At 65.2% G+C, this 25749-nt stretch carries 19 protein-coding genes and 1 pseudogene; 12 read left to right on the forward strand and 8 right to left on the reverse strand.

The annotated features are described in order from the left end of the window. The 4 genes from K8640_RS36495 to K8640_RS36510 all read left to right on the forward strand — a co-directional run. A partial coding sequence (locus tag K8640_RS36495; protein WP_223751320.1) for a tetratricopeptide repeat protein occupies window positions 1–1092 on the forward strand: 1092 nt, incomplete at its 5' end. A gap of 1766 nt (window positions 1093–2858) precedes the next feature. Beyond that, window positions 2859–3749 carry a DUF2381 family protein gene (locus tag K8640_RS36500; RefSeq protein ID WP_223751404.1) on the forward strand — a complete coding sequence of 297 codons (891 nt, stop codon included), beginning with the start codon at window positions 2859–2861 and terminating at the stop codon, window positions 3747–3749. After that, the gene (locus K8640_RS36505) at window positions 3746–5533 is read left to right on the forward strand and encodes a serine/threonine-protein kinase (protein WP_223751321.1); all 1788 of its coding nucleotides are present in this window, start codon (window positions 3746–3748) and stop codon (window positions 5531–5533) included. The genes K8640_RS36500 and K8640_RS36505 overlap by 4 nt, the downstream gene beginning before the upstream one ends. A 175-nt stretch (window positions 5534–5708) precedes the next feature. Further along, window positions 5709–6863, forward strand: coding sequence for a serine/threonine-protein kinase (locus tag K8640_RS36510; RefSeq protein ID WP_223751322.1), 1155 nt, complete (start codon window positions 5709–5711; stop codon window positions 6861–6863). Between the two features lie 206 nt (window positions 6864–7069). On the opposite strand, the gene K8640_RS36515 is transcribed toward K8640_RS36510, so the two are convergent. The 5 genes and pseudogenes from K8640_RS36515 to K8640_RS36535 form a co-directional block, all read right to left on the reverse strand. Further along, window positions 7070–7798 (reverse strand): hypothetical protein, encoded by a 729-nt coding sequence (locus K8640_RS36515; protein ID WP_223751323.1) that lies wholly within the window; start codon window positions 7796–7798, stop codon window positions 7070–7072. 13 nt (window positions 7799–7811) lie between these two features. After that, the gene (locus K8640_RS36520; RefSeq protein ID WP_223751405.1) at window positions 7812–8873 is read right to left on the reverse strand and encodes an AAA family ATPase; all 1062 of its coding nucleotides are present in this window, start codon (window positions 8871–8873) and stop codon (window positions 7812–7814) included. A 75-nt stretch (window positions 8874–8948) separates the two neighbouring features. After that, window positions 8949–9149 (reverse strand): annotated as a pseudogene (locus tag K8640_RS43345) (AAA family ATPase); the annotation flags it as partial. A gap of 922 nt (window positions 9150–10071) precedes the next feature. After that, a complete protein-coding gene (locus K8640_RS36530; protein ID WP_223751324.1) occupies window positions 10072–11013 on the reverse strand; it encodes a hypothetical protein in 942 nt (313 codons plus the stop codon). A 412-nt stretch (window positions 11014–11425) separates the two neighbouring features. Continuing rightward, a complete protein-coding gene (locus K8640_RS36535; protein ID WP_223751325.1) occupies window positions 11426–12100 on the reverse strand; it encodes a bifunctional 2-polyprenyl-6-hydroxyphenol methylase/3-demethylubiquinol 3-O-methyltransferase UbiG in 675 nt (224 codons plus the stop codon). A 763-nt stretch (window positions 12101–12863) separates the two neighbouring features. Here K8640_RS36535 and K8640_RS36540 point away from each other — a divergent pair. The 7 genes from K8640_RS36540 (at window position 12864) to K8640_RS36570 (ending at window position 20562) form a co-directional block, all read left to right on the forward strand. Continuing rightward, window positions 12864–14219 carry a HEPN/Toprim-associated domain-containing protein gene (locus K8640_RS36540; RefSeq protein WP_223751326.1) on the forward strand — a complete coding sequence of 452 codons (1356 nt, stop codon included), beginning with the start codon at window positions 12864–12866 and terminating at the stop codon, window positions 14217–14219. Window positions 14220–15670: 1451 nt separating this feature from the next. Beyond that, complete coding sequence (locus K8640_RS36545; protein WP_223751327.1) at window positions 15671–15925, forward strand: hypothetical protein; 255 nt, start codon at window positions 15671–15673, stop codon at window positions 15923–15925. A gap of 121 nt (window positions 15926–16046) precedes the next feature. After that, complete coding sequence (locus K8640_RS36550) at window positions 16047–17393, forward strand: hypothetical protein (protein WP_223751328.1); 1347 nt, start codon at window positions 16047–16049, stop codon at window positions 17391–17393. A gap of 352 nt (window positions 17394–17745) precedes the next feature. Next, window positions 17746–18921 (forward strand): DUF2380 domain-containing protein, encoded by a 1176-nt coding sequence (locus tag K8640_RS36555; RefSeq protein ID WP_223751329.1) that lies wholly within the window; start codon window positions 17746–17748, stop codon window positions 18919–18921. Beyond that, window positions 18918–19388, forward strand: coding sequence for an NUDIX hydrolase (locus K8640_RS36560; RefSeq protein ID WP_223751330.1), 471 nt, complete (start codon window positions 18918–18920; stop codon window positions 19386–19388). The genes K8640_RS36555 and K8640_RS36560 overlap by 4 nt, the downstream gene beginning before the upstream one ends. Window positions 19389–19481: 93 nt before the next feature. Continuing rightward, a complete protein-coding gene (locus K8640_RS36565) occupies window positions 19482–19952 on the forward strand; it encodes an NUDIX hydrolase (protein ID WP_223751331.1) in 471 nt (156 codons plus the stop codon). Window positions 19953–20049: 97 nt separating this feature from the next. Next, a complete protein-coding gene (locus K8640_RS36570) occupies window positions 20050–20562 on the forward strand; it encodes a hypothetical protein (RefSeq protein WP_223751332.1) in 513 nt (170 codons plus the stop codon). Here the strand turns inward: K8640_RS36570 and K8640_RS36575 are convergent, their stop codons facing one another. After that, window positions 20563–22140 (reverse strand): hypothetical protein, encoded by a 1578-nt coding sequence (locus K8640_RS36575; protein ID WP_223751333.1) that lies wholly within the window; start codon window positions 22138–22140, stop codon window positions 20563–20565. Between the two features lie 234 nt (window positions 22141–22374). On the opposite strand from K8640_RS36575, the gene K8640_RS36580 reads away from it, so the two are divergent. Then, the gene (locus K8640_RS36580) at window positions 22375–23253 is read left to right on the forward strand and encodes an aldo/keto reductase (protein WP_223751334.1); all 879 of its coding nucleotides are present in this window, start codon (window positions 22375–22377) and stop codon (window positions 23251–23253) included. A 76-nt stretch (window positions 23254–23329) separates the two neighbouring features. On the opposite strand, the gene K8640_RS36585 is transcribed toward K8640_RS36580, so the two are convergent. After that, complete coding sequence (locus tag K8640_RS36585; protein ID WP_223751335.1) at window positions 23330–24742, reverse strand: hypothetical protein; 1413 nt, start codon at window positions 24740–24742, stop codon at window positions 23330–23332. 339 nt (window positions 24743–25081) lie between these two features. Then, window positions 25082–25717 (reverse strand): CAP domain-containing protein, encoded by a 636-nt coding sequence (locus K8640_RS36590; RefSeq protein ID WP_223751336.1) that lies wholly within the window; start codon window positions 25715–25717, stop codon window positions 25082–25084. Between the last annotated feature and the right edge of the window lie 32 nt (window positions 25718–25749).

Raw genomic sequence — 25749 nt, forward strand, 5'->3', positions numbered from 1 at the left:
TTCAACCTCGGCTTTTCCTACGCCAAGGGCCTCGGAGTGCCCCAGGACGAGCGGCGGGCCGCCACGCTCTTTGAGCAAGCCTGCACGGGTGGACATGCCGGGGGGTGCTTCAACCTCGGCTTTTCCTACGCCAAGGGCCTCGGAGTGCCCCAGGACGAGCGGCGGGCCGCCACGCTCTTTGAGCAGGCCTGCACGGGTGGGAATGCCGGGGGGTGCACCAACCTCGGCTTTTCCTACGCCAAGGGCCTCGGAGTGCCCAAGGACGAGCGCCGGGCCGCCACGCTCTTTGAGCAGGCCTGCACGGGTGGAGAGGCCAGGGGGTGCACCAAACTCGGCTTTTCCTACGCCGAGGGCCTCGGAGTGCCCCAAGACGAGCGCCGGGCCGCCACGCTCTTTGAGCAGGCCTGCACGGGTGGAGAGGCCCTGGGGTGTTTGGGCCTCGGCTTGCGCTACGCCGAGGGCCTCGGAGTGCCCAAGGACGAGCGCCGGGCCGCCACGCTCTTTGAGCAGGCCTGCACGGGTGGAGAGGCCCTGGGGTGCTTCAGCCTCGGCAAGCGCTACGCCCAGGGCCTCGGAGTGCCCAAGGACGAGCGGCGGGCCGCCACGCTCTTTGAGCAGGCCTGCACGGGTGGAGAGGCCAGGGGGTGCTACATCCTCGGCTCTTTCTACGCCGAGGGCCTCGGAGTGCCCAAGAACGAGCGCCGGGCCGCCACGCTGTATGACCAGGCCTGCACGGGTGGAGAGGCCGGGGGGTGCTTCAGCCTCGGCTTTTTCTACGCCAAGGGCCTCGGAGTGCCCAAGGACGAGCGGCGGGCCGCCACGCTGTATGACCAGGCCTGCACGGGTGGAGAGGCCGGGGGGTGCACCAACCTCGGCTTTTCCTATGCCAAGGGCCTCGGAGTGCCTAAGGACGAGCGGCGGGCCGCTACGCTCTTTGAGCAGGCCTGCACGGGTGGGAATGCCGGGGGGTGCTACACCCTCGGCCTGCTCTACGCCAATGGCCTCGGAGTGCCCAAGGACGAGCGGCGGGCCGCCACGCTCTTTGAGCAGGCCTGCGGCGCTGGAATATCCGAAGCTTGCGCCATGCGATGAACAAGGCTTGATGCCCTGACAACACCAGACGGGGCACGGCGAACAGTTACGCTGCGCCGAGCACCACCTCGGGGCGTAGCACCACCTCGGGCCCTGGCAGCTATCCGCCCACCGCACTTTCGCGCGGCCGGAGTTTCGCCCGCGCTGAGCGCCACCTCGGGGCCGTGGTGCCTGCCCCGGTGCGTGGTGGCCGCCAGCGCCCGTGCCGAGCGCCACCTCGGGCCGTAGAGCTTGCCCGCGCCGAGCGCCACCTCGGGGCCGTGGTGCCTGCCCCGGTGCGCGGCAGTCGCCAGCGTCCGTGCCGAGCGCCGCCTCGGGGCCGCGGTGCCTGCCCGGTGCGTGGCAGCCGCCAGCGCCCGCGCCGAGCGCCACCTCGGGGCCGTGGTGCCTGCCCGGTGCGTGGCAGCCGCTAGCGCCCGCGCCGAGCACCACCTCGGGCCGTAGGTAGCGCTTGCCCGCGCCGAGCACCACCTCGGGCCGTGGCACCACCTCGGGCCCTGGCCGCCATCCGCCACTGCCCTTCCGCGCGGCCCGGAGTTTCGCCCGTGCCGAGCACCACCCCGGCGCCGTGGTCCCGGCCCGGTGCGTGGTGGCCGCCAGCGCCCGTGCCGAGCACCACCTCGGGCCCTGGCCGCCATCCGCCACCGTCCTTCCTCGCGGCCTGGAGCTTCGCCCGTGCCGAGCGCCACCTCGGGCCGTGGCGCCTGCCCGGTGCGTGGCAGCCATCCGCCACCGCCCTTCCGCGCGGCCGGAGTTTCGCCCGCGCCGAGCGCCACCTCGGGGCCGTGGCGCCTGCCCGGTACGTGGTGGCGATCCGCCCACCGCACTTCCGCGCGGCCCGGAGTTCCGCCCGCGCCGAGCGCCACCTCGGGCCGTGGCCGCCATCCGCCCACCGCCCTTCCGCGCGGCCGGAGTTTCGCCCGCGCCGAGCGCCACCTCGGGCCGTAGAGCTTGCCCGCCGAGCACCACCTCGGAGCCCTGGCAGCCATCCGCCACCACCCTTTCGCGCGGCCGGATTTTCGCCCGTGCCGAGCGCCACCTCGGGACCGTGGCGCCTGCCCGGTGCGTGGTGGCCATTCGCCACCGCACTTCCGCGCGGCCCGGAGTTTCGCCCGCGCCGAGCGCCACCTCAGGGCCGTGAGCTTGCCCGCGCCGAGCACCACCTCGGGGCCGTGGTGCCTGTCCGGTGCGTGGTGGCCGCCAGCGCTGCGCCGAACACCACGTCGGGGCGTAGCACCACCTCGGGCCCTGGCAGCCATCCGCCACCGCACTTCCGCGCGGCCTGGAGTTTCGCCCGCGCCGAGCGTCACCTCGGGCCGTGGTGCCTGCCCGGTACGTGGTGGCCGCCAGCGCCCGTGCCGAGCACCACCTCGGGCCCTGGCCGCCATCCGCCACCGTCCTTCCGCGCGGCCGGAGTTTCACCTGTGCCGAGCACCACCTCGGGCCGTGGTGTCCGTCCGGTGCGTGGTGGCGCCAGCGCCCGTGCCGAGCACCACCTCGGGCAGTAAAGCTTGCCCGCGCCGAGCACCACCTCGGGCCGTGACGCCTGCCCGGTGCGTTGCGCTGGCCAGTGTCCGCGCCGAGCGCATCCTCGGAGCACCCCGAGAGTGTGCCCACTGGCGCGCACGCGCCGGGGCTTCCGACCTGGCCCTCGTACCCGCGCGTTGCCCCGTGCCGAGCCGGGAGCGCGCTCGGCACGGGCAGGCGTCTGTTAGGGTCTACCCATGAGGTCACGTCCCTTGCCCCACGTTCCCGGGCTCTTGCTGGTGCTGCTGTCCATGGCCGCATGGGCAGCCGAAGCGCAGACGGCCCCCGGCCCTTCCCTTCGTTTCCGCCGCGTGCCCCTCACTGGAAAGCCCGAGGTGGTGCGGCTCGCAACGGGCATTCCCGCAACGCTCAACTTCGACGCGGCGATCAACCCGCAGAAGGTGCGGCTGGATGCTCCGGCCCGCGTCAAAATTTTGAGCACCGGGGAGCGCTCTGTCACCCTGCTTGCCGAGGGCGATTTGGGCGAAGGCGTGACGTTGCGCGTGCCGTTCCTGACTGAGCCCTCCCTCGCGGAGCCTGCCTTTCAGCTCGTCACGGATTCGGACGTGGCGGATTCGCAGGTGATGGTCTACCGCAGCGCCAACGCGCCGGAGTTGATGCAAGCACGGCTGACGGAGTTGGAGGCCCGCAGCGCCGCGTGCGAGGCGCAACTCTCCACCGAGCGCGAGCGCAGCAAGGCCACGGGCCCCGCCGCATGGGTCCTCTCCCGACAAGTTGATGCAGCGGGAGTGCGCGTTGACGAACTCAAGCGACTGTCCAACGTGGGCTCGGCGGGCATTGAGGCAACGTCCGTCCGCCGCTTCCTGGCGGATGGGTGGGCGGTGCTCCGCGTGCAGGTGGGGAACGGCTCCGGGCAGCCTTGGCGGCCAGGGCGGGCATGGCTGGAAAGTGCGGCCACCGGGCGCCGCACGGACGCGCGCACGGTGAGCATGGCGCCGGAAGTGCTGGCCCCCGAAACCTCGGGCCGCGTGGCGGTGGAGTTTGACGGGCCGCCCGGGAGCGTGGGGGAAGTCTTCCGGTTGGTGGTAGAGGACGCGGACGGCGCCCGGCGCCTCTCAGTCGCGGGCGTGGTGATGCAGGACACAGCGCAGGAGAAGAGTGGCCCATGATGACCGTGGATCCCCCCAACTTCCTCAAGCCCGGCGCCCGCCTCGGGGCCCCCTACCGGATTCGCGGTTGGAAGGGCGGCGGTGCCTATGGCGAGGTGTACGAGTGCGAAAGGCAGGGCAGGCCCTACGCCCTCAAGCTGTCCAAGCACCGCCAGTCCAGCGATGACCCGGGCAAGACGGACCAACGGCTGCTGCGGGAGTTGGTGTGCCTTGTCCAACTGGACCACCCGAACATTGCCAAGGTGCTGGGCTGGACACGCACTGACGAGGGTTACGGCTATCTGGTGCTGGAGTACGTCGAGGGGTGGACGCTGGCCCAATGGCTCCAGCAAACGCGCCCCACCTTCGCCCAGGTCCTGCACGTCTTCGCCAAACTGGCGGGTGCGCTCGCGTACATGCACCGCAGGGGCGTGCGGCACCGGGACGTGTCGCTGTCCAACGTCATGGTACGCAAGGCGGACGGCGAACCCGTCCTCATTGACCTGGGGGCGGGGGACTACTCCGGGGCACATGAGTTGACGGATTGGCCCTTGCCCCCGGGTACCGACCGCTACCGCTCGCCCGAGGCGGCCCGCTTCCTCAAGGCCCACCAGAACGACCCGAGCGCCCGGTACGACTTCCCCCCGGAAGATGACTTCTACTCGCTGGCGGTGTGTCTCTATGACGCGCTGACGGACGCGGAACCCACCCTCAAGGCGAACGCACGAAAGGTCCCGCGCCTCAACGTCAACAGCCCCACCATGGCCCCGCCCCCAGCCCGCAAGGTCAACCCGCGCGTGCCCGAGGCATTGAGTGCATGGGTAGAGCGGTGGTTGGTGCGCGACGTGGAGACGCGGCGGCCCGCGTTGGATGCCATGCCTAGCTCCCTGGAAGAGTTGGCGAAGCAAGGCGGCGCGGAATGGCTGGCCACCGTCCAGCCCTCGCCGGAAGAGGGCACCCCGGCCCCCGAGCAACAGCTTTCCCGGAAGCGGCGGCGCGTGCTGGCATGGGCCATGGCCGCTGGCGTGCTCGCGGCAGTCGCGGCGCTCGCGTGGCTACGCGCCGTCCCTTCGCAGGATGTGGCGCCGTCCCAGGCCGCGCCGGAGGCGCCAAGCACGCCGCAGGCGCCAGCCCCGGACAGTCCACCAACCCCGCCCGCGCCGTCTGCGGGTGCAGTACCGTCCCCATCCCAGGTGTCCCCTGCTGAGAAGGAAAGCCCCTCTGTGAGTGCCCCCACGAATCCGCCCCCGAGTGCGTCTGCCGCGAAGAAGCCGAAGAAGGCCGCGCCCGTCTTCAGCCCCGAATTCCTCAAGAAATGCGCCATGGCGGGTGCCAGTGCCGCCGCGTTGATGGGCTGCCCTGGCCCCCAGGTGACGCCCACGCGGGAGACGTGCCCCAAAGAAGCCGTGAGTGCCGCACAGGAAAGGCGCCTGGAGCACGATGCTTTTTTCAGCGTCCAAATTGACGTGAGTCAGCCATGCCCGAAGGGGAAGTTTTGCGACGTCACATTGCGCGACGGGCCGATTGAAAGCGTCGTGACGGAGGGCCGGTACGGGTTGCCCGATGGCACGCGGCTGTACGGCCAAGTCTGGACGGCAGGAGACGAGGTGGTCATCCGCTACACCCGCGCCGTGATTCCTCCCGGGATAACCAAGTATTACGCCGAGGGCACCGAACGGGCCTTCCCCATTTGCGCCGTGCTCGGCAACAACGGCGGCGCGAAGAAGCGGGAGGGCTCCAAGCCCGGCGCCGCGCGAGTGTACGCCTACGAAACCGCACGCATCATTCACGGGCGGTGGCCATAAGGCAGGGTGTAAAGGGTCTTTGCAGAAAACTGGCCCCGGTTGCTCTAGCAATAATGTTGCGATAACCCGGGCCTCAAACCTGGAGAGTCGTTCCCTTCCGGGACTACTCGCCAGTAGCTTCCTCCCTGCGTTCGCGCGGCTTCCGTGGCCGCGCATTCAGGAAGGAGACACCCTCATGCCTTACGCTGGCGCCCCGTGGTTTCCCCTGGGGACAGTCCTTTTCTCCCGTGGCAAGTCCACCTACGAATTGGTGGAAGACTTGGGCCCCGGCCACCACGGCGAGCGGGTGCTGGTGGCGCTGCGGCGCACCCATGGCGACGCAAGCGGAAGAGTCATCCTCAAGGCGTTGCCCCTGCCCGCCGTCACGTCCGAGTTGAAGCTGGCGCGCAAGCGGCTGGAGGAAGAGGTGAAGCTCGCCAGCTATTTGCGCCACCCGAACATTGCCCGCGTCTTCGGCATGCACAAAGCCCGGGGCGCGCTGTACGTGATTACGGAGTGCGTTTCCGGGTGCTCGCTCAATACGTTGGTGGAAGTGGCGTTGACGCATGGGCGCCACTTTCCCGAATCCTTCATGCTGTACGTGGGCACCCAGGTTGCCGGGGCCCTCGCGCACGCGCACGCCTGCCAGAGTGAGGAGGGCAAGCCGCTGAACATCGTCCACCGGGCGATTGACCCGGTACGGATTCGCGTGACGCTGGCGGGGGAAGTGAAGCTGATGGATTTCGGCATTGCGTCCGCGCGGCTTCCAGGCCAGCGCACTACCCGCCGACCCGGTGCACGGGGAGAAGTCTATTGGGCCTCGCCCGAGGCGTTGCTCGGGCAGCCCGAGCATGCGCGCTCGGACCTGTTCACGTTGGGCATGGTGCTGGTGGAACTCGCCACGGGCAGGCACCTCCTCAGTGCGCCCACCATGCTCACGGAAGACTTGTGGGAATTGGTCCCGGAAGGGGAGCGGGAGCGGTTGGGTGGCGCCATTGCGCGGGTACAGGAGGAATGGGGAGGAGTAAATCCAGAGGACACCGTTCTGCGGGCGGCCACCTTCACCCCGGCGGACGTGGACGCAGCAACGAAGGGACTGTCCGAATCCACGCGGGCCGTGTTCCGCAAGTTGCTGGGCCGCGACCCGGCAGAGCGCTACCCATCCGCCCTAGAACTGCAAGAGGGCTTGTCCAACGTGCTCCGGGAGCGTGGGGGTTACAGTGCCAAGAATGCGGCCGATGCCATCCAAGCGGCCCTGCGGCGGGCTGGCGAAGCGATGGCCCGGGACGAGGATGGAGCGCGGAGCGCGTTCTGCCAGGACGATATTACGACGGAGCCGACTCCCGCTTGAGGGCCCCATCCCGCCTGCAATACCGTTTCGTGCTGCCATGACAGACGAAGCTCTGCGCGCTTCCATCGGCCGCACCGCGAAAGCAGCGCGGCTGCGGCTGGGGCTCAGTCAAGCGGACGTGGCAGCCAGCATTAGATCCACGCGCGCCTACGTCGGACAGGCGGAAAAAGCAGTGTCGATCAAGTTCGGACGACCGGGAACCCAGGTCAGGTAGCCCACTCCTGAATCTCTTTGTTATTGCGCACCAATTCGAGCACAGAAGCAGGAATAGCCGTATGTGCCATTGGCTGTTGTGCAATCCTGATTGCGTATTGAAGAACAGCTGAGAACGAGTGTTGCCGCAGCACGGTCGCTAGAATTTTTGTTCGCACAAGATCGCCAGCGGCCTTTAACTGAGCATACATCTCAAGCAATGCAAGGATCGTCACCCACGCATTCCTTCGCCCCTGCTCCAGTGTCTGCCGATCAAGACCAAAAACCTCGATGCTCTTCTCTCCCTTAGGTGTACTGCTCACAAAGGAGCCGGTTTCTGGCACAAACTGCAAATAAGCAGCAGGATCCTCCGCTGTTGGATCAATCAACAATGGTGCGCCGTTGGCATCCAATGGAAACTGGCTGCGCTTGGCATTGCTATTACAATAAGAGCACGCGAGCAGAAAATTGAGCCAGTCAAAAGCTCGCTCTGGGTGCTGGCTCTTAGGCCAGAAATGCTCAATATCCGTGCCTAGACTATCTTCACAATACATGCAGCGCTGAATGCCAGATGCCATCTGCCTAAGCATCTCACGAACCTCTTTAAATGCGCTATTGCTCTGCAACTGCCAGAGTCGATCCACCTCTCCAACTTTATCTTTGGAGTTGGCCACTTTGGTTGCGCGGGCATGAAGAAAAGCTTGGGCGCGCGTAGAGAGTTGCCCTCTAGTTGTCCGCTTCATGTGGGCTGGGCCTTCATTTCGCGGCTTGAACGCCAAGTAGCGCTTTGACGTCGTCGAGAGCCCGCTCAACTGATGCTGTGGGTGTTAGAGGCAGGTCCATCTCAAGTTGCTGAGCCCGAGATAGGTCCTTTCTGGAAGCCCGCCCCTGCAACTGCTTGGCACGCAAGTGGCTGAGTTCGCGCCGCAGTCGATCAGTCTCATCAGACCAAGTCTTCTCAAGTCCAAAAAGCGCTGTCAGAACAGCTTCATCGGCAGTCCCATGCACAACTCTCTTGAAAGTTTCTTTGTCGACCATTGAGGCCGACCCTAGCTCGCCCGGCGCTGGCAGCCTGATAAGTCCGCCCTCGTCGGCAGCTTGGCAGATGTATGGGCTGTGTGTTGAAACAATGAACTGGATCCGAGGGAAATGACGCTTCATCCAAAAGCCCACCCGCTGCTGCCATGAGACATGCAGATGCGCATCAATCTCATCGGCGAGCACAACCCCAGGCAGGTCGACTTCGAGGTGGCCATTGTTGTTCTTGACTGGCAGTTCCCCGTAGCACTGCTGGAGAAGCCGAACAATATCGAGAACCAGAGCAACAATAACCCTGTATCCATCGCTCAGTTCGCGCAAAGGAAGCTCAGAGTTGCCTTGGGCGACCCATAGCCCCTCAGAGTCAATGCGTATTACTTTGACTTTGTCTGGGAGCAATCCATCATTCAGAAGGCCCAATACGGCTTCCTCAAGCTCGGCGGATCCCGGCTTTTTCTCTAGTCTTCTCGTATAGACATGCTTTAGCCACTGTACGCATTCAATCAGAGAGGCGTCTTCTCGAAAAAGACTCACCATCCGGGCGACATGATTAGGTGCAACCATGAGACGCTGAGCATCGGCGGCGTGGCCAGTTAGGCGGCGGAACGGGCCATATCCTGCTACGAACCATCCGGATGGGTTGTCAGACCAAGGCCCGCGCCACGGCCCTCTCAGAACTTTTTCTGGCTTTGGGCTTGCCTCAAGCGATGGCTCTTGCGCCCCCCCGCTGAGGTTCCATGTCAATGATGCTTTGAAGCCGCTCGTTGGCAGCTTGCCCATCCCTTGAAACCTATCTTCACTAGAAGCAACCATCTCCACAGTAGCACTGCCGTGCGTGCTTCCGTCCCGCACCCATCCCCGAAAACTTTCGGTAAGGGCTCTAGCCGCACTCGGGCCAGCAGCGGCAAGAGCGATGGCACGTAGGAACGTGGATTTCCCTGCGCCATTGCGTCCGGCGATTACGGTCCATCCAGCCTTCCGACCAAATTTAATATCAACGGCATTCCTGGAGCCGAAACCGCGGACATTTTCGATGCGAACATGAGATATGTACATTGTCGGTGCTTCCAGGCCAGCGACAGAGGGAACGAGTTCTTAGTGTCTCCCCTTGACCTTACCAGCCCGCAGGTACGAGGTCATCATCGCTGTATCACACGACTCCCAGGGACTCAGAGTAGGTTCCAGTGGGGGCTTCGCCTTCCTATTGGCTCGGGGGATAAGCTACCAAGTATGTCCCTATCGCGATGGCCGCCGTTACCGCTAGCACCTTCGAGGTGCCACGGCCCGAAGGTGCGCCTAGCACGGACACTGGCCGCGACTCCCGCCGGGCAGGCACCATGGCGCCGAGGGTGTTCGGCACGGTCGCTGGCAGCCACCACTGCCGGGGGGGGCAACCACGCCGTCGAGGTGTCGCTCGGCGCAGGCTGGCGTCGCTACGCCAGGGGGGCAGCGCGGCGCTGGCGGCTGCCGCGCCCCGGGCGCCACGGCTCCGAGATGATGCTTGGCACAGGCAAGCACCACGGCTCCAGGGTGGCGCTCGGCACGGGGATTGGCGACCACCGCATAGCGGGGCACCACGGCCCGAGGTGCCCGGCGTGAACTCTAGCCGCCACTGCGCACCGGCGGACCCTATGGCCGAGGTTACGCTCGGCAAGGATGTCGTTCACGGAGCTGAGCCGGTGCTCGGCAAGGCCCTGGCTACCCACACCGGACAGGACAGGGTTCCAAGGTGGTGCACGGCACGCGCGCCTTCCGGGGCCGCAAGATCGTCCACCGCGCGACTGACCCGGTACACATTCGCATGACGCTCGCGGGGGAAGTGAAGCTGATGGACTTCGGCCTTGCGTCCGCGCGGCTGCCGGGTCAGCGGAGCACGCGCCGACCCGGCGCACGGGCGATGTCTATTGGGCCGCGCCCGCACCTGTGCGCTATCTTTAGCTCCGAATGTCCTTTCTTCGAACTTATGAATAGCACATTCTCAACTGGCGAGATTGTGACTTCGGAGAAATGTCTCGAACTCTATCGTACTGGTTGGCTTGGGAAGACCAAGCTTCCGCGTCAGTCCGAGTAACTGCTGGTGCCGCTTGTTTTTGTCGGATGATAGCTGGTGCTTAGTTTTTGAGACCTTCAAAATGCGTTTCTTGAGTTCCAGCTCTGCTGATTCCGCACGCGCCAGCTCGGCATCGAGCGTTGTGATGATCTTTATGATGATATCGCTGAACCCGGCCACTCCCCGGAGGTCAAGCTTTATGGGAGTGCCGCTGTAAACTGCATGGTGCTTTGGAACCTCTGCAACATGTAGTTGGCTAGGCGTTGCTATAGCCGCGAAGGCTGCGTAGGCCTCTTCTGCTTTTTTGTCTGCCTCCCCTCCATGATGAATGAGTGAGTTTCTGAGTTCTTTGAAATAGCGATAGCAGATCAGGAGGCTCTCCAAATGGCCAGTTGCATATTTTCGATTCTGCCGAAGCAATGGATAAAACACCCCCTTGATCAGATTTGATTCTGATGTAGTGATTCGGTCAATTGCATTTTGTACCCCTCTTGTTTTTGCCTTGGTGGTCTCGGTAGGGAACTGGAGTTCCTTTTCGTTCTCTTTTGTATCTGCCCCTAGGGTTCTGAGGGTCTGACGCAGCCATGCCTCAAAGGTAGCTATCGTGTTGATGAGTGCGAAGCGGGCGAATTCTTCTTGCTGCGACTCCCATGTTTGATCAAGGCAGGTTTTTCTTAGGTTAACTCCCTGGATTCCGCTGCCCTCAACGAATCGCCCCATAAGGCTTTCTTGGGGGGCGGAAGGGAGCGCTTGAAGGTAGCCACTGACTTGCCAACGCAGGTTCCACATCGCGGCGGCCGTTGGCCAAACAAAGTCAAAAAGCTCGACGAGGTTCTTTTGTGCGCCGGATGTAGATTCGAAGAAGGCCATTGCGTTTCCTGCTAGAGACGAGGCATGGAGAGTCTAGGCGACATGTGCAGGCAAGCAAGATTTCCATGCGCTCATGTTATGGTGAGGGTTGTGGTGAGGAGTGCTAGACATCACCCAAAGCGGCACTCGGACAATCCTATGATGCGCCCAGAGTTGTTGACGCTGGAGATGGTGCCGGTGGCGCTTGTCAATGGCGGGCACCTCCCTGAGTGTCTCCCCCTGCTGATAGCAACTTGTGGGTGTTGTCTTTCCAAAGCGGCTGGGTTGCGCCGTAGTGCGGGTGGGTCGAATGAAATGGGGGAGGACATGAAGGCACTATTCGGCGCGCAACCTTCCCCCCCGGCGAATGTAGGTGCGACGGAGGCTCGGGGCCAAGGTGGCTCCCTGAGTGAGTTACTTCCACGATGTCAGTTTACGCCCTTCGCACTGGCTTCGATGCTCCTTGATGGGTTTTCGCTTCGAGCAAGAAGACCGCAGCGGCAGCAGAATATCCACCACGAGTTGGAAGCATCGGCATCCATCTGCCAGGCAACGACGTGCGGCGCGGCGTGGATGCTCCACGTCGTCCTACCCAAAAATCCACTGGCTGAAATAGTTCTTCCAATGTTGCCTTGTCGGTTGGTGTAAAATTGAGCTTGGCAAAAGCAGTTGCGATAGGCTCTGTCCCCACGCGCAGGAAGAAAATTCCACCTCTACGAACTAGGTGGGCAATATGCTTTAGATAGCTAGTCCTGATGCGCTGGTTGCCAATATTCGAGAAGACCAAACGGTCCGAAACAAGATCGAATGATTTATTCAACTTTGCCAACTTCATCAGGTCGCGATGGTCGCCAACTGAGAAGGTGCACTTGTGCTCGATCTGATTTCGAAGCCACTTGCGCCGGGATCGTGCGTAGGCAACACAAAGTTCTGATCGGTCAAAGGCCGTCACCCGGCAGCCCGATTCTGCAAGAAACAAAGCGTCATCTCCAATGCCGCAGCCGATCTCAAGAACCTGAGCACCGGGCCACGCGGCGCCAAACACGAGCGCTGCCGCGATGTCTGCCGACGGTTCGTAAGGGATGTACTCGTTGTGGTTGTCGCTCATGCTACGGCAGCCTACGTACTTTCGACGCTCGCCGACAACTTCGCTGCGTGGAAACCAGTCGCTAGCAAGGACGGTCCATGGCGAACTCGTACCTTCCACCGCCTACCAAGGTGGCCCTATGGCTCCGAGGCGACGCTCGGCAAGCGGAGCGTGGCCAGGTCGGTCAAGCAGCTAGCAGTTCCTGAGTGATCAGGACTGGCCGCATGAGGTCTGTTGCCCTGTACGCGCGCGATGCAGGATGGTCAAGGCGTATAGTCGTTCGGGTTTCGGCGTCGCCGACCCTTGACTCTCCGGCTCCGAGGAGAACCGTGAGCGCTCCGCTGGGGTGGCCCGCCAGTCGGCCATGACCGCAGCGCTTTCGGCAGGGAACCTGCCATTGTGAAACAGGCAGAAGAGGCGTTCAAGAACGAGTTGCGCGTGCATAACCTACCGGGCAAGGGCTATGTTTCGTCCCGATATGCCCACCTGCCCAGTCGTGCCGAATGAATAGGACGAGGTTCCTTCAGCCACTCGATGACGGCATTGGGGCCTATTCACCCCGAGCGCTGCCTTGCGGCCGTAGAATCCGTCCGGCGCGCCGTGTCGGTCATCGCAGTGCTGGCTGCCTCTTCGTTTGGGAAGCAGCTGGCACAGCCTCCGGCCAGATGGAGCGCATAGACATCAAACGCAGTGGAGTTCGTCTAATTCAGGGCTGAGAAACGCTACACATGCCCTCCGGTTCGACGCCCGCAGCTACACCCACTTAAGACAGCGAGAATAAATAATGGGCAGCTACACAGACTTAATGATTGACGACTATGTGATTATTTCGACAAGGAGCATAGTCGATGAGACGGTCATGACGGTGTTCCGTGAAGCGGATAAGTACATCCGAGTTGTCCGAATTGACGATGATGGGACTCGCCATGAGACTGGCAAGTCAGTTCCCACTGATTTCGAGGTTGATGAAGAGGATGAACAAATTGACATCGGCTATGCGGCCCCAGGATGGGCGGTGAAAGATCGTCTCGACGTCATGGGCTTCACGCTCGATGCGACCCGAGACGTATATCAGCGCGGCATTAAGGCTCGGCTGGAGAGAATTAGAAATTGGCTCACTGAGTTCCCCGATTCGGTGCACTGGCTACAAGATATAGAGTTTCTACAGCAGCTCTCATTTGAAAAGTGGCTTACTGAGTTCGCTGAACTCAAGCGCCGCAGAGCATACGGCTACAATACCGATCCCCTGCACACGCCTGCAAAAGACCACATCAGCGTTTCGCCGATAGGTGCTTATCTGCTAGGTGGTGAGAGTGAGTATTTATTCCGTTTTCCCTCTGTCGATCCTCGCTTCTTTCTCCGCGCTGTGATTGAGGCCTGCGGTGACAACACCGTGCTGTCGCAAGACCTGAATGAAGTGGTTTCGGCTGGCCACTACCGATATTCAGACTTGGTGGCCTCCACGGCCAGCACGAATGCAGCAGAAGATCTCCTAGCCAACACGCGCGTCATTATACTTACAGAAGGGGTGACAGACCGTAGGGCGCTTGAGGGGGCACTTGGGGTTTTGTATCCACATCTGAGCGAATCCTTTGCATTTATGGACTTTGAGGGCGCGGCTGTTGCTGGCGGAGCGGGTCCCCTTGTGGCCACCGTAAAGGCGTTTGCTGGTGCCGGCATTGCAAATCGAGTGATTGCCCTCTTTGACAATGACACGGCCGCAAGAGCTGCGGTTCGCGGCTTGTCCCGTATCAAGCTCCCTGCCTCCATGGTGATTGCCCACTACCCGCCACTCGATTTTGCCAAGAACTATCCTACTCTAGGGCCATCAGGCGCGGCCACGATGGATGTTAATGGGCTGGCTGGGAGTGTGGAGCTTTATTTTGGTGAAGACGTATTGCGTCAAGAGAGCGGCTTGTTCGTGCCTGTTGTCTGGCGCAGCTTTGATGATGCTACAAGTTCATATCAGGGCGAGCTGTCTAGCAAGGCTGTGTTGCAGGCTAGGTTTTCTCAGAAGGTCGCCGCCGCAAGCGCCGATCCTTCCCTCATCAAGACTCTCGACTGGAGTGGCATGAAGCTAATTATTTCGCGATTGGTCGGTGCTTTCAGTAACAGGCCGACCCATATTTCAGATGACTAAACGGCCGATCATGATTCTCGCACGGACTCAGACGGCACGGTTGAACTCGGTCTGGCGCAGGCATGGACTGGCAGTGCCCCGAGCGTTGTGAGCGGTGAGGTTGGCATGGACCCGCCCCATCTGCCCGCTCAGGGTGCGGCTGCGATGGTTGCGGGTGACGTTGGCGTTCAGGTCCAACCAGACGCGCTCAATGCGGTTGGCGTCCGGGGGCAGTAGGGCGGCAGGAAGTGCAGCGCGACGCGGCCGCTCGCCTTCGTCTTGCCCTCCACCCACATCAGCTTCCCTGTGTCCGGGTGGAGCGCTCCAGCCAGGTACAGCTTTGGGGTACGCACGACAAGGCCCGAGCCGGGGCGCTGCACGACTGCTGCACAACTCACCACGCGCCACGGCCACCACCGCTAGGCACCGCCGCAGGGGGGAGCGGGCAGCCACTCCTTCAGTGAGCGGCGCTGCGGCCGCGACACACACGAACCCTACCTTACCCCTGGGCAGGGCCTTCCCGGTTTCTAGACTTCTGCGCACACAGAGCCGAACGGGAAGCGCACCTGCCGTTTCGTCCCGGTCAGCTCACGCTCGGCTGCTCACCAGCCCCGATTGAGAGTCATGAGCGGTGGTCCATGTGGTGCTCGACGCGGGCGAAACGGGAAGTGCGGTACGCGGGACTGGCGAATACAGAGGAATCCAACCCCTCGTGGTAGCGCGGTGCCCAGGCCATGGCCGGATGCACACCGGACGTGGGTTGCCTCCATTGCCCCGTTGGGGCGTGTTGCTGCTGCCACACTCCAACTGAGCCTCTCAGGTGGAGGTGTCCGTACGAGCCTCTGGGGGTAATGTGCGGACGCCAGTCAGAGCCAGACTGGTAATGCGACTGGTTCTGGGATGGCCATGGTCCCGATGGGACCAAATTTGGACCAAATCACCTGGACGCTCCTGAACTCTCCTGGACGGGAAGCCAGCCCTGTTTCAGAGGGGAAACCGGGCGGGCAGGCTTCGGTCCGAGTAGGGACCAAATCCGCCTGTGCGGCTTCGATTCCCGCCGCCTCCAGTTGAAAGGGCTCGTCATCCTCAGGGGGGCGAGCCACTTCGCTCACGCCGAGTTGGTGGAAGCGCTTCGTGCTCACGCCGTGGCGAGTGGCCCGGCCGGTCTGCTCCCTGCGGGTCTTGCAGGTTTTGAGTTGCAGTAGGGCGCTACACGGAGGCCCAGCTTCCAGACGGCTGGACTATTCCAGTGTGCGTTCTCCTTGACGATAGTGATTCGAGCATTTTGGACCTGTCACGTCGTTCAGATGTGGAAGGACTGGTAGTACCTTGAGTCTGCCTTTGCGCGACCCCTGTTGCGCGGCACTCGGAGCGTCCTGCCCATGTCCAATCCATCTGACTCTCGGCCTGCCGGGAGCGCTGTCCCATGTCGCCCGAACATCGCGCGCGTCCATGGCCTCTTCGAGTCGGAGATGGGCCTGCGTGTGACGATGGAGAGCGTCGCAGGGTTGCCGCTCAACACCCTGCTGTCCGTTGCCCAGGCGCGTGACCGCGGCTTCTCCGAGGCGCTCATCCTCTACGGGAGCGCGGAGGTCGCGGTGGCCTTGGCCTGCGTGCATGCGCGCATGGACGACGCGAGCTTCGCAATCGGCATCGTCAACCCGGTGGCAACGGAGCCCGGTGCAGCTCCGCGCCGTCGCACGTTGACGAAGCCGCTGACCGCGTAGCGGCGGCACCCCGTTCCCTTCACCACCACGGAGCCACCATCGGCGCGGCGCGAGTCGCTCCAGCCGACCGGGAGGCGTGTGTTCTTCGTGCCTCATCCCGGGGCACGCACAGGAGGCGTGTATGCACAGGAGTCGAAGCTGTCTGGCCGCCGCGCTGCTGCTGTTGCCGGCGACAGGAGGGGCCTCGGAGCCTTCAGCCCCGGAGGAAGAAGCCTCCACCGCTTCGGCCGCACCACCCGCGCGCAAGTGGCACTACCTGACGCGCGTGGAAACCACGTCGTTCGCGTTGCTGCCTCGCGCTGGCGCGGGGGATGACGAGGGCTTCGTGCAGGTTGCGCCCACGTTCATCCTCGACGGTGGTCCGGAGTTCGGCGTCAACGTGGGAGCGCCCGTGCGCTTTCGCCTGTGGGGCGGGAACGACGGCGGGACCCTCGTGCGCCGCGAGGACTGGGACACGCTCTCGGACTGGGGGCAGCTCGTTCGCGGCCTCAAGTTGGGTTCCGACGACGCACCGGTAGGCGTCTGGTTCGGCGCACTGGAGGAATACCGCCTCCTCTCCGGCCATCTCGTCCGCCGCTACTCCAATCGCACGAATCCCGACTACCACCCGGCTGGGGGCATCTTCACGGGCACGTTGGGTCCGCTCTACACAGAAGCGTTCGCCTCGGATGTGCTCGGCGCGCGGCTGGTGGGCGCGGAGTTCTCCCTGGACCTGGAGCACATCCTCTTCGGGCAACCCGAGCAGCGGGGCCGGTACACGCTGGCCCTGTCCTCCGCTCATGACTGGGGGAGAGCGGGAGGAGCAGCGCCCTCGATGACGCTGGCCCACCTGGATGCCATGGCGGTGATGGTGGTGCGGCCCGGCATGGAGGCCTACGTGAACGCGGGGTGGGGCGGGCAGCCGGGAGAGGGCGGTGCTTGGGGCGCTGTCATGGGAGGCGGGGTGGACTCCCTCTCCGAGAGGTTCAACCTGCGCCTTCGGCTGGAGGCGAGGCGCCAGCATGGCGGCTTCCGACAAGGCTACTTCGGCGCGGACTACGAACTGGCGCGCTTCCAGGCGGCGGGCCCTGACGGCGTGCCGCTCGCGGAGGCGCACTTCCCGGACGGCTACTCCGCATTCGGAGAAGCCCTCGTGGAGTGGGATGCAGTCAGTTACGGAGGGCCCTACAAGCACCTGAGCCTCTCGGTGGGCGCGGAAGCCTTCTCGTGGGGGCGCGTCGACGTGGACGGTCGCGTGGCGGTGCAGCTCTTCGAGCGCGCCTTGGAAGTCGCGTTGAAGGGGCTCGCGGTTGGAGCTTGGAAGATCGGGGCGCGCTACCTGGGGGCCGCGGAAGTCCGCTGGAGGTTCCTGGGTGGGAAGTTCTACGTGATGGGGACAGGCGGCACGCTGTTGTTCCCCACGGCGGACGGGACGTTGCGACCGGGGGCCTTCGCCTCGATGGGCTTGGGGGTGGACAATGCGCGCTGAAGCCCTGCTCCTGGTCGTGGTGCTGGCCACGGGATGCGCGTCGGTGCCGCATGCTTCCGGGCGTGGTGGAACGCTGAACTACACGCCTCGCGGGACGACCTCTCCCGAGCGGGTGGACGTGCTGAGTGACGAAGGTCCTCATGCCTCCGGCTCCCCTCCGTACTCCCTCGCGGGCTCTGGGGCTGGGCAGCGCCTCTTCCGTCATGTCGGGCCACGAGGTGAGGGAACGAAGGCAGCACCTGGCACCGCATCTGGAACTGTCGGAGGCAGAGGCCCGCAAGCCGCCTCGGCGCGGCAAGCCTTCCTTGACTCCCTCGACGAGGTGAAGGACTCGCTGAAGGAGTCCGAAGCCATGTTCTCCAAACTCGCGAAGAGCGCTCCCGTGTTCAGTGGCAGGGCTCTCAGTGGGGGAGCGTTCACGCGCTATCTCGACCACGGCACCCATGAAGTGGCGTGGATTCGCGGCGCCCTCGGAAGCTCGACGATGCTGGCGGGGGGCGTGTCGGAGGTGGGGGACTCGGAGCTGGAGTTGGCCCTCCTTCGCATGGCGGGTCCACGGCTCCAGTCCGCGATGTTCGGTGCCCTGCTGTTCGCCACCTGGGTGGACTTCCTCCAGCTCTCCGACGTCCTGCTGCGCGAGTGCCCGATGTGCGGCGACGAGAAGCTGTTCGTGGACCTCCACCGCGTTCAGGGCTTGATGGAGCCCACGCTCGCGGACCTCGCCTCTCGCGACCCCGAGCGAGTGGAGGCGGCGGCACTCGCGATGCCCGAGCTGATGGGGAAGCTGACCCATGAGTTCGACGTGATTCAGCGAGACGCGCGCCTGGCCATGGAGCAGGGCGGCAAGGTCATGGTCGCGGTGCAGGTGATGGAGATGCTGGCCCTGATTTCCACGCTGAAGATGTCACTCCCCAGGCCGCCACCCTCCTCGCCCGCGATGCTCGGCGTGGGGCTCATGATGAACTCGGGTGGCGTCATGGCGGGCTCGCGACTGGTCGTCTCCGCCGAGTGGGTGGAGATGATGCGAAGGCTGGTGCAAGCGGGCGTCATCTCGCTTCCCGTCGTGAGCGCGGCGGTCCGCATCCACAGTGGACAGGTGATGATGGCGCAGGCGCACCAGGACTTGCCCGAGGGCGTGCGAGAAGCGCTGGGGGACAGTCCCGAGGTGCGCGGTATGCGGGTGACAGGTAGAGCTGGGGCGGGCATGTCCGAGGTGCCAAGGCACCATGTCATGCCGAAGGAGCACCGCGAGTGGTTCGAGCAGCGCGGCTTCAAGGGCGACATGGACATCGACCAGTTCTGTGTCCGCCTGGAGCAGGCCCATCACGAGGCGATTCACGGAGGGGGGAACTGGAGGCTGGGACGCACATGGCCCGGGGAGTGGAACCGGATGATCATGAAGGTGCTGCGGGAGGCTGAAGCAGAAAACGGCCAGAGGTTGACGCGGAACGAGATCTTGAGGCTCATCGCGGGATACTTGAAGGAGTACGACATCCCGATGAAGTTCATGAAGGGGACGAGCCGATGACCGACGGGCGTTCGTGGCAGGGGAACTGGAAGGCCCGCCTGTATGAGCGCGTCCGAGCGCGCGGCTACGATTCGCTGACCGCATTTGCCGAGGCACGCCCGACTGCTTCGCTCGCGGCACTGGCCGAGGAACTGGGGCCTGACGATGTTGCCGGAGTGCAGGTGTTCAGCGGGCTCGTAGCTGAAGCGGAGCGAAGCCATCAGGTCACTCGTTTGGTGCGTGGGCAGTTCGTGCGCGAACTGCATGCGAGCCTTCCTACTGGGTGGCCCTCTGTACGGGATGACACAAACCGATTCGATGTTGCCCAAGCCCTCGCTCGCTGGAGTAGCTACACCCCGGAGACGCATGAGGCGCGCGTGAAGCACGCCAGAGCTGCGCTTCGCACAAATCCGCCGCCGCCCGGTTGGCGTCCGATGGGCCCCGACGATGAGCTGCTCCGCATTCTCCTACCCGACGACGAAGCCTGAGTCGGAGATGGTGGCCCCGCCAGTGGGTGAGGCGGGGCACCACGTTGTAGCGCCGCCACGAGTCAATCTGGACGTCATGCAGAGGAGAAGGCGATGAGCGACGGAGCAGCTTGGCAGGGCAACATCAAGGCTCGCCTGTACGAACGGGTCCGCGAGCGAGGCTACGACTCGGTCACTGCCTTTGCCGAGGACCGCCCCACCGCATCCCTCATCGAGCTTGCAGAGGAGCTTGGCCCGGATGACGTTGCGGGCGTTCAGGTTTTCAAGGGACTGGTCGCCGAGGCTGAGCGCAACAAGAGGCTCACTCGATTGGTGCGCGGGCAACTCGTGAGGGAGTTGTACGAACATCTCCCTGGTGGCTGGCCTGTCGCACTGGAGGGAGAGGCACGAACGGATGTTGCGATAGCGCTCGGACAGTGGTTCGCCTACACCCCGGAAACACACCAAGAGCGTGTTGACCGCGCGAGTGACGCTCTCTTCGCCAATCCCCCGCCCGTTGGCTGGCGCCCGCTCGGTCCTGATGACGAGTTGCTTCGCACGCTCCTGCCGGACGACGAAGCCTGAACGAAGTGGGTAGCCCCTCGTGGCCGGAAGCGGCGGGAACTGGCGGCGGGGGGCGGGTTCGACTAATGCTGCGGGGAATCAGGTGGGGGGAACGCTCGTGAACCTGCAAACCGAGTTCGCCGCGGCGGTTCGACGTCAAGACATCCACTTTGCTGTCCGCAGCCTGCTGGAGCCCGTCACCCAGCCGCAGTTGGCCACGCTGGATTCACGGCTGCTCGCGTCCCTGCTTGAGCTCTACTGTCAGCCGCTGCTTGTCGACATCGCGGACCGCCACGGCCTGCGCGTCGTCGATGCACCTCCCGAGGTGTATCCCCACTTCACCCTGCTGAAGGACGACTCGGACCGGGCCAAGGTCGCCGTCGACATCGAGGTGCGCTGGTCCACCGGGATGTCCGGGGGCGTGGTGATTCGCGAGCCGCTGGTGCAGAGCCGCTTCCCGCTCGACGAGTACACCGCGCACTGGGTCATCTGTTTCTCGTTGGACGTGCGCGCCCCATCCGAGCGCATCGAGTGGCGCGCCGAGAAGCGCCAGCCCGGCCAGCGCTCCTCCCTGAATGGCTGGCACCCGGAAGCGCCGCCCGTGCCGGAACTGGTGCCCCGACTCCGGTAGCTACGGCGCGGACCTGGGCGTCGTCGCCGCCCCACTGGCCGCTGGCGTGGGAACCTGGGGCTTCGCGGGCTCGGCGGCCGGCGCCTCCGGCTCATGTCCGCGCAGCGCGATGGCGGGCAGCGACACAGTCAGCGCTCCCACGTCCAGGAAGCCATGGAACCCCTCCGAGTGCACCTTGGGGAGCATCCGGATACCCACGGGCGTCTGGGGACGAATCTCCACCACCGGGCCTGGGGTGATGCCCATCACGTTGCACGTGATGTCCCCGTTCAGCTCCACGTCACAACCCCAGCGGCGGCCCTGCGCGTAGCCCACCTCCAGCACCTTCACGTCCGGGTGCTTCTCCACCACGTGCCGCGACAGGGGCACGAAGTCATCGTTCCAGTCCGCGTCCCCGAGCCGCGTGTGCGCATTGCCCGCCAGCACCAGGAACACGTCCTGGGGCCGCGCGGCGCGAGGCTTCAACACCTTGCCCGCCATGTGCGCGTCACGCGCCTTCCCCTGGCTCATGTCCGTGTCCATCGCCACCACGGAGATGGCGCGTCCCTGCGCCTTCAGCGCCCGCGCCCGGTCCAGCAAGTCCATCATCGCGCGGCTGCCTCGGCCGTCCTGCTGCACCTTGCGCCAGAAGTGGCCCCCGAGCAGCGCGTCCTGGTCCGCCGGCTTGCCCGCGCTCGCCAGGTACGCATCGATACGCGCCTGCTCCTTGTCGGGCACGGTGAGCGCGAGCGTGACGGCATGGCCCGCCTGCGAGGCCTCGCACATCAAATCTCCCACGCTCGCCGGCACCTCCCGCGTGCCCAACTGCTCACCGATGAGCACCGTGAGCCCCGCCTTCAGCAGCGGCTGGAACCCAGGGACCTTGCGCTCACAGGGCTCCTGCACCGGCTCCTTCCACCGCCGCAGATAGAAGGTCGGATCCCGCGCGAACGAGTCATCCCGCGACAGCTTCAGCGAGCCGGTGAGCGTCTCCAGCGAGGGGCGCGACTCCAGAATCAGGGTGAGCTGCCGCTCCAGCTCCAAGTCCCGCGTCCCCTGCGTGGCGCCGTCCAGCTCCACCCACGCCGCGGTGTCCCGCTCGCGCTGCGCCAGCTCCACCGGCGCGCCCCGGGCGCGGAACTCGTCCTCGAAGCGCTTCATGCCCACGAAGCGGTTGTGGATGGCGCCGCTCGCCTCGGGCTTGATTTCGACGTCGTTGCTGAAGGCGACGCGCTTCATCCGGAAGATGCGGATGATGCACTCGCGCTCGGAGAGGGACTCGCTGGACACCAGGTAGCGCGTGTGGTCGCCGTCGCTCTGGTAGCCCCAGGACTTCGTGCCGATCTGCGCCGCGCGCCACTCGGTCAGCAACAGCCGGGGGTCCTCCATGGGCTGGAGCACCCAACCTTCGTTCTTCAGGAGCTTCGCGGCCTCGGCGAGCGCCCGCTCCGGCGGCATCAGGAAGATGTGCTCGTACTTCGGCTGCTCCGGCTCCACGGGCGGCGGGGCGGGCTGGGTGGCCTCGGCCTGCTCGGGGGGACGGACGTTCCTCGCACAACCCGCGAGCAGCAACACCAGACCAGCCAGGGCTCGGTGCATCGATGGCCTCCCTTGTCGCGTCGGAGAACTCAGTGGCGGGGCTGGAACGCTCGGGGTCGAAAAGGATATCGGGGAGCCGCAAGCCCCCAGGGCGACGCACCACGTCGAGCACGCCCGCTCCCCGGCTGGAGGGCCCGGGGGGACGCAGGCCCCGTCGCCCGTCATCGCGGCGAGCAGGCGTCCTCCAGGGGCGTTATCCACGCGCCCTACCTTCAGAGAAGGAGGAAGCGTTCCATGAGCGGCACCTCGTCACGACCTGTCGAAAAGAGCGGCGTCTTCAAGCTGGGCGGAGTGCTGCCCATCCATCGCCTGGGCTATGGCGCCATGCAGCTGACCGGCCCCGGCATCTGGGGCCCGCCGAAGGACCGGGCGGAGGCGGTGCGCGTGCTGCGCCGCGCGGTGGAGCTGGGGGTGGACTTCATCGACACCGCCGACTCCTACGGCCCCTATGTCAGCGAGGAGCTCATCGCCGAGGCCCTGCACCCGTACGCGAAGGGGCTGGTCATCGCGACCAAGGCGGGCCTGGTGCGCACCGGCCCCAATCAGTGGCACCCGGTGGGCGCGCCCAAGTACCTCCGCCAGGAGGTGGAGATGTCCCTGCGCCGCCTGAAGCTGGAGCGCATCGACCTGTTCCAACTGCACCGCATCGACCCGAGGGTCCCCGTCGAGGAGTCGCTGGGCGAGCTCAAGGCGCTCCAGCAGGAGGGCAAGCTCGGCCACATCGGCCTGTCGGAGGTCTCCGTCGAGGACATCCAGCGCGCGCGCAAGGTGGTGGACGTGGTGTCGGTGCAGAACCGCTACAACCTCACGGACCGCGTGCACGAGAAGGTGCTGGCGTACTGCGAGCAGGAGCAGCTGGGCTTCATCCCCTGGTTCCCGCTGGCCACCGGCGGGCTGGCGAAGCCGGGCGGCGCGCTCGACGCGGCGGCGCGCAAGCACCAGGCGAGCCCCGCGCAGATTGCCCTCGCGTGGCTCTTGGCCCGCTCGCCGGTGATGCTGCCCATCCCGGGCACCTCCTCGGTGAAGCACCTGGAGGAGAACCTCGCGGGCGCCGAGCTCTCACTGAGCAAGGACGAGCTGGCCGCGGTGGACGCCCAGGCATCGGGCCGCTGAGGACGACGGCGCCCCGGCGGGGGCCGGCCCAGGTGCTCGGGCTGGCCTCCGGGGCGCCATCACTCCGCTTCGGGACTCAGGGGTTGGTCCAGATGCCCCAGTTCAGGAAGAAGTTCCGGATGGAGTTGCGCAGGCTGGTGGTCTGCGGCGTGCCCTGCGACGTGCCGTAGGTCCACACGGCGGCGTGGCCATAGGGCCCGTTCGGGCAGGAGGACTGGCCGTGGATGGCGATGGAGTGGCCATTCGAGATGGACGCCGACGCGAAGTAGGGGAAGGTCGGGGAGTAGGCATACACGTAGCCGTAGGAGTCCACGCGGCCGATGGTGCCGACGTTGGAGAACAGGGACACGCCACTGAGCTGGTTGAAGAACCCGCCGTTGCTGGCGCTCGTGTTCAACAGATACGTGCCGTCCACGCGATAGGAGCCCTGCTCGTACGCGGTGGCCGCGCCGGGGCTGGTATAGGCCGCGAAGGTGGAGCCGCTGATGCGGCCCTGGTGGTCGAAGCGCACCCGGCAGGTCGAGGTGCACGCGGCGATGCTCAGGCGGGGAACGAGGATGGGGAAGCGCGGGCCCCCCGGCCAGGTGACGATCCACTCGATGTGATAGGTGATGATCCACCGCGAGCAGTTGAGCCGGAGGTTGACCTGGCTGATGCCGGAGAACCCGTAGGAGATGCCATTGCGCCCCAGGGCGGTGAGCGCGTGCTTGGCGCCGGGGCCGTTCGTGCCGCTGACGATGCCTCCGCTGTTGTTGATGTAGACGCTGTAACCGGAGCCCGAGGGGCTCTGGCCATAAACGGCCTGCCACACGCAGGTGCAGGGGCCCTGGACCTGGAGCTTCGAGAGCGCCAGTGAGTAGGCCACCGCCTGGCCGCGCAGGGCGGGATTGATGGCGGCGACCTCGTCCAGCAGGTCGACCTCCTTGCCCTCACCGGCCTTCGCGGCGACCTCGGCGAGCGCCGCGTCCAGCTCCTCGCTCACGTGCAGCACGTCGCCGCTCGTCCCCGCGCCCGGCGCCACGGTGAGCTGGCACTCCTTGTCGTCAGGGCAGTCGAGGTTGAGGTTGTAGGGCTGCGTGAGGAGGGTCTCCTTGCCCTCCCTGTCCTCGAGCACCAGCCGCTGGGACCAGCCCGTCTCCCAGAACTCCTTGATGGCGCCATCCAGCGAGATCTCCGTCTCCTTGCCGGGCTCCGGCTGCACCTCCACGCTCGCCGTCCCCTCGTCCTTGCCGTTGTAGGACGTGAGCACGAGGCCGGAGGGGAGCTCCTGGTTGTCGGCCCACTGGATGCGGACCTTCAGTCCGCCTTCGCCCACCAGGGAGAGCCCGGTGATGGTCGCCGCGGCGCCCTTCTCCGCCTGCGGGTCGGGGTCGGCGGCGCGGGCCATCGGGGCCAGCAGCAGGCCTCCGAGCGCGAGCACGGACAGGGGCAGCGAGCGCAGCGGTTGCAGCACGAGGTCCAGAAGACCCCGCGTGGGACGGTATGACATGGGGAAACCCCTTATGAGACAGGAGGCACGGCCGACAGGGATTGTCGGTCGTGGTGTCTGTCAAAGCAGGTCTCGTGCCCGTGACATGGATTGTTTGTCTTCCTGAGACGGCCCACGGACCTCCCCGACCGAGGGGAGGTGGGAGTGTCGACCGGTGGACGAAAGGGCGTAACCCATTCCGCCACGAATCCGTCCGACGCGTGGCGAGGAGCGCTACAGCCGCGTGAAGGTTTGATTGGCAAACGGGTGGCGAGGTCTGACTCATCCCGCGATACGGCGTTGGATGAGCAGTCATTGCCCCGGGCCCGCCGGTGAGGCGCGGGCCCGGGTGCGACAGGCTCAAGGCGCGCCGAACGCCTGGGTCCAGTAGTGCTTGTAGGTGCTGGAGGGCGCGTTGTAGTAGCCGACGCCGATGTGCACGAGCTGCGCGTTCATGATGTTCACGCAGTGGCCGCTGCTGGCCATCCAGCCGTTCACCACGGCCGTGGGCGTGGCGTAGCCCGCCGCGACGTTCTCCGCGGCGCGCCGGTAGGAGTAGCCCGCCGCCGTCATGCGCTGCCAGGGCGTGGAGCCGTCCGAGCCGGTGTGGCTCATGAAGTTGTTGACGCCCATGTCCTTGGAGTGGCGCCGCGCCGCGCACCGCAGCTGGTCGTTCATGGTGAGCGCGGGCGCCGGGGGATAGGCCGTGCCGCCGCAGGTCGCCCCGGCCGCGCGCTTCTGGTTGACGAGCACGAGGACCTGCTCCTCGAACGCGGCCCAGGCCGGGTCCCACGTCGCCACGTCGCTACAGATGGCGCTGGCGGTGACGGAGCCGGTGCCGGAGGGCGCGCCTCCCGTCTCCACGTGCATGGGAGGAATCAGGGTGCCTTCCTCCGGGGCGCCACCGGGGCCACCCGCGGACGGCGTCTCGGGCCCACCACAGCCGCCCATCAGCGCGGCGCCCATCAGGAACAGGGGGACGGAGCTCCATCGCATCGCGAATCCTTTCGAGTCAGAGGTGTGGCCAT

The sequence above is a fragment of the Myxococcus sp. XM-1-1-1 genome, from assembly GCF_020037095.1.
GTDB lineage: Bacteria > Myxococcota > Myxococcia > Myxococcales > Myxococcaceae > Myxococcus > Myxococcus fulvus.

Coding starts and splice junctions, on each gene's coding strand:
- K8640_RS36520 (WP_223751405.1), bottom strand. CDS start 8,873: ATGGGCAAGCTGCCAACGAGCGGCTTCAAAGCATCATTGACATGGAAC.
- K8640_RS36590 (WP_223751336.1), bottom strand. CDS start 25,717: ATGCGATGGAGCTCCGTCCCCCTGTTCCTGATGGGCGCCGCGCTGATG.
- K8640_RS36530 (WP_223751324.1), bottom strand. CDS start 11,013: ATGGCCTTCTTCGAATCTACATCCGGCGCACAAAAGAACCTCGTCGAG.
- K8640_RS36575 (WP_223751333.1), bottom strand. CDS start 22,140: ATGCACCGAGCCCTGGCTGGTCTGGTGTTGCTGCTCGCGGGTTGTGCG.
- K8640_RS36560 (WP_223751330.1), top strand. CDS start 18,918: ATGACCGACGGGCGTTCGTGGCAGGGGAACTGGAAGGCCCGCCTGTAT.
- K8640_RS36555 (WP_223751329.1), top strand. CDS start 17,746: ATGTTCTCCAAACTCGCGAAGAGCGCTCCCGTGTTCAGTGGCAGGGCT.
- K8640_RS36510 (WP_223751322.1), top strand. CDS start 5,709: ATGCCTTACGCTGGCGCCCCGTGGTTTCCCCTGGGGACAGTCCTTTTC.
- K8640_RS36545 (WP_223751327.1), top strand. CDS start 15,671: ATGGGCCTGCGTGTGACGATGGAGAGCGTCGCAGGGTTGCCGCTCAAC.
- K8640_RS36550 (WP_223751328.1), top strand. CDS start 16,047: ATGCACAGGAGTCGAAGCTGTCTGGCCGCCGCGCTGCTGCTGTTGCCG.
- K8640_RS36535 (WP_223751325.1), bottom strand. CDS start 12,100: ATGAGCGACAACCACAACGAGTACATCCCTTACGAACCGTCGGCAGAC.
- K8640_RS36540 (WP_223751326.1), top strand. CDS start 12,864: ATGGGCAGCTACACAGACTTAATGATTGACGACTATGTGATTATTTCG.
- K8640_RS36515 (WP_223751323.1), bottom strand. CDS start 7,798: ATGAAGCGGACAACTAGAGGGCAACTCTCTACGCGCGCCCAAGCTTTT.
- K8640_RS36580 (WP_223751334.1), top strand. CDS start 22,375: ATGAGCGGCACCTCGTCACGACCTGTCGAAAAGAGCGGCGTCTTCAAG.
- K8640_RS36585 (WP_223751335.1), bottom strand. CDS start 24,742: ATGTCATACCGTCCCACGCGGGGTCTTCTGGACCTCGTGCTGCAACCG.
- K8640_RS36505 (WP_223751321.1), top strand. CDS start 3,746: ATGATGACCGTGGATCCCCCCAACTTCCTCAAGCCCGGCGCCCGCCTC.
- K8640_RS36565 (WP_223751331.1), top strand. CDS start 19,482: ATGAGCGACGGAGCAGCTTGGCAGGGCAACATCAAGGCTCGCCTGTAC.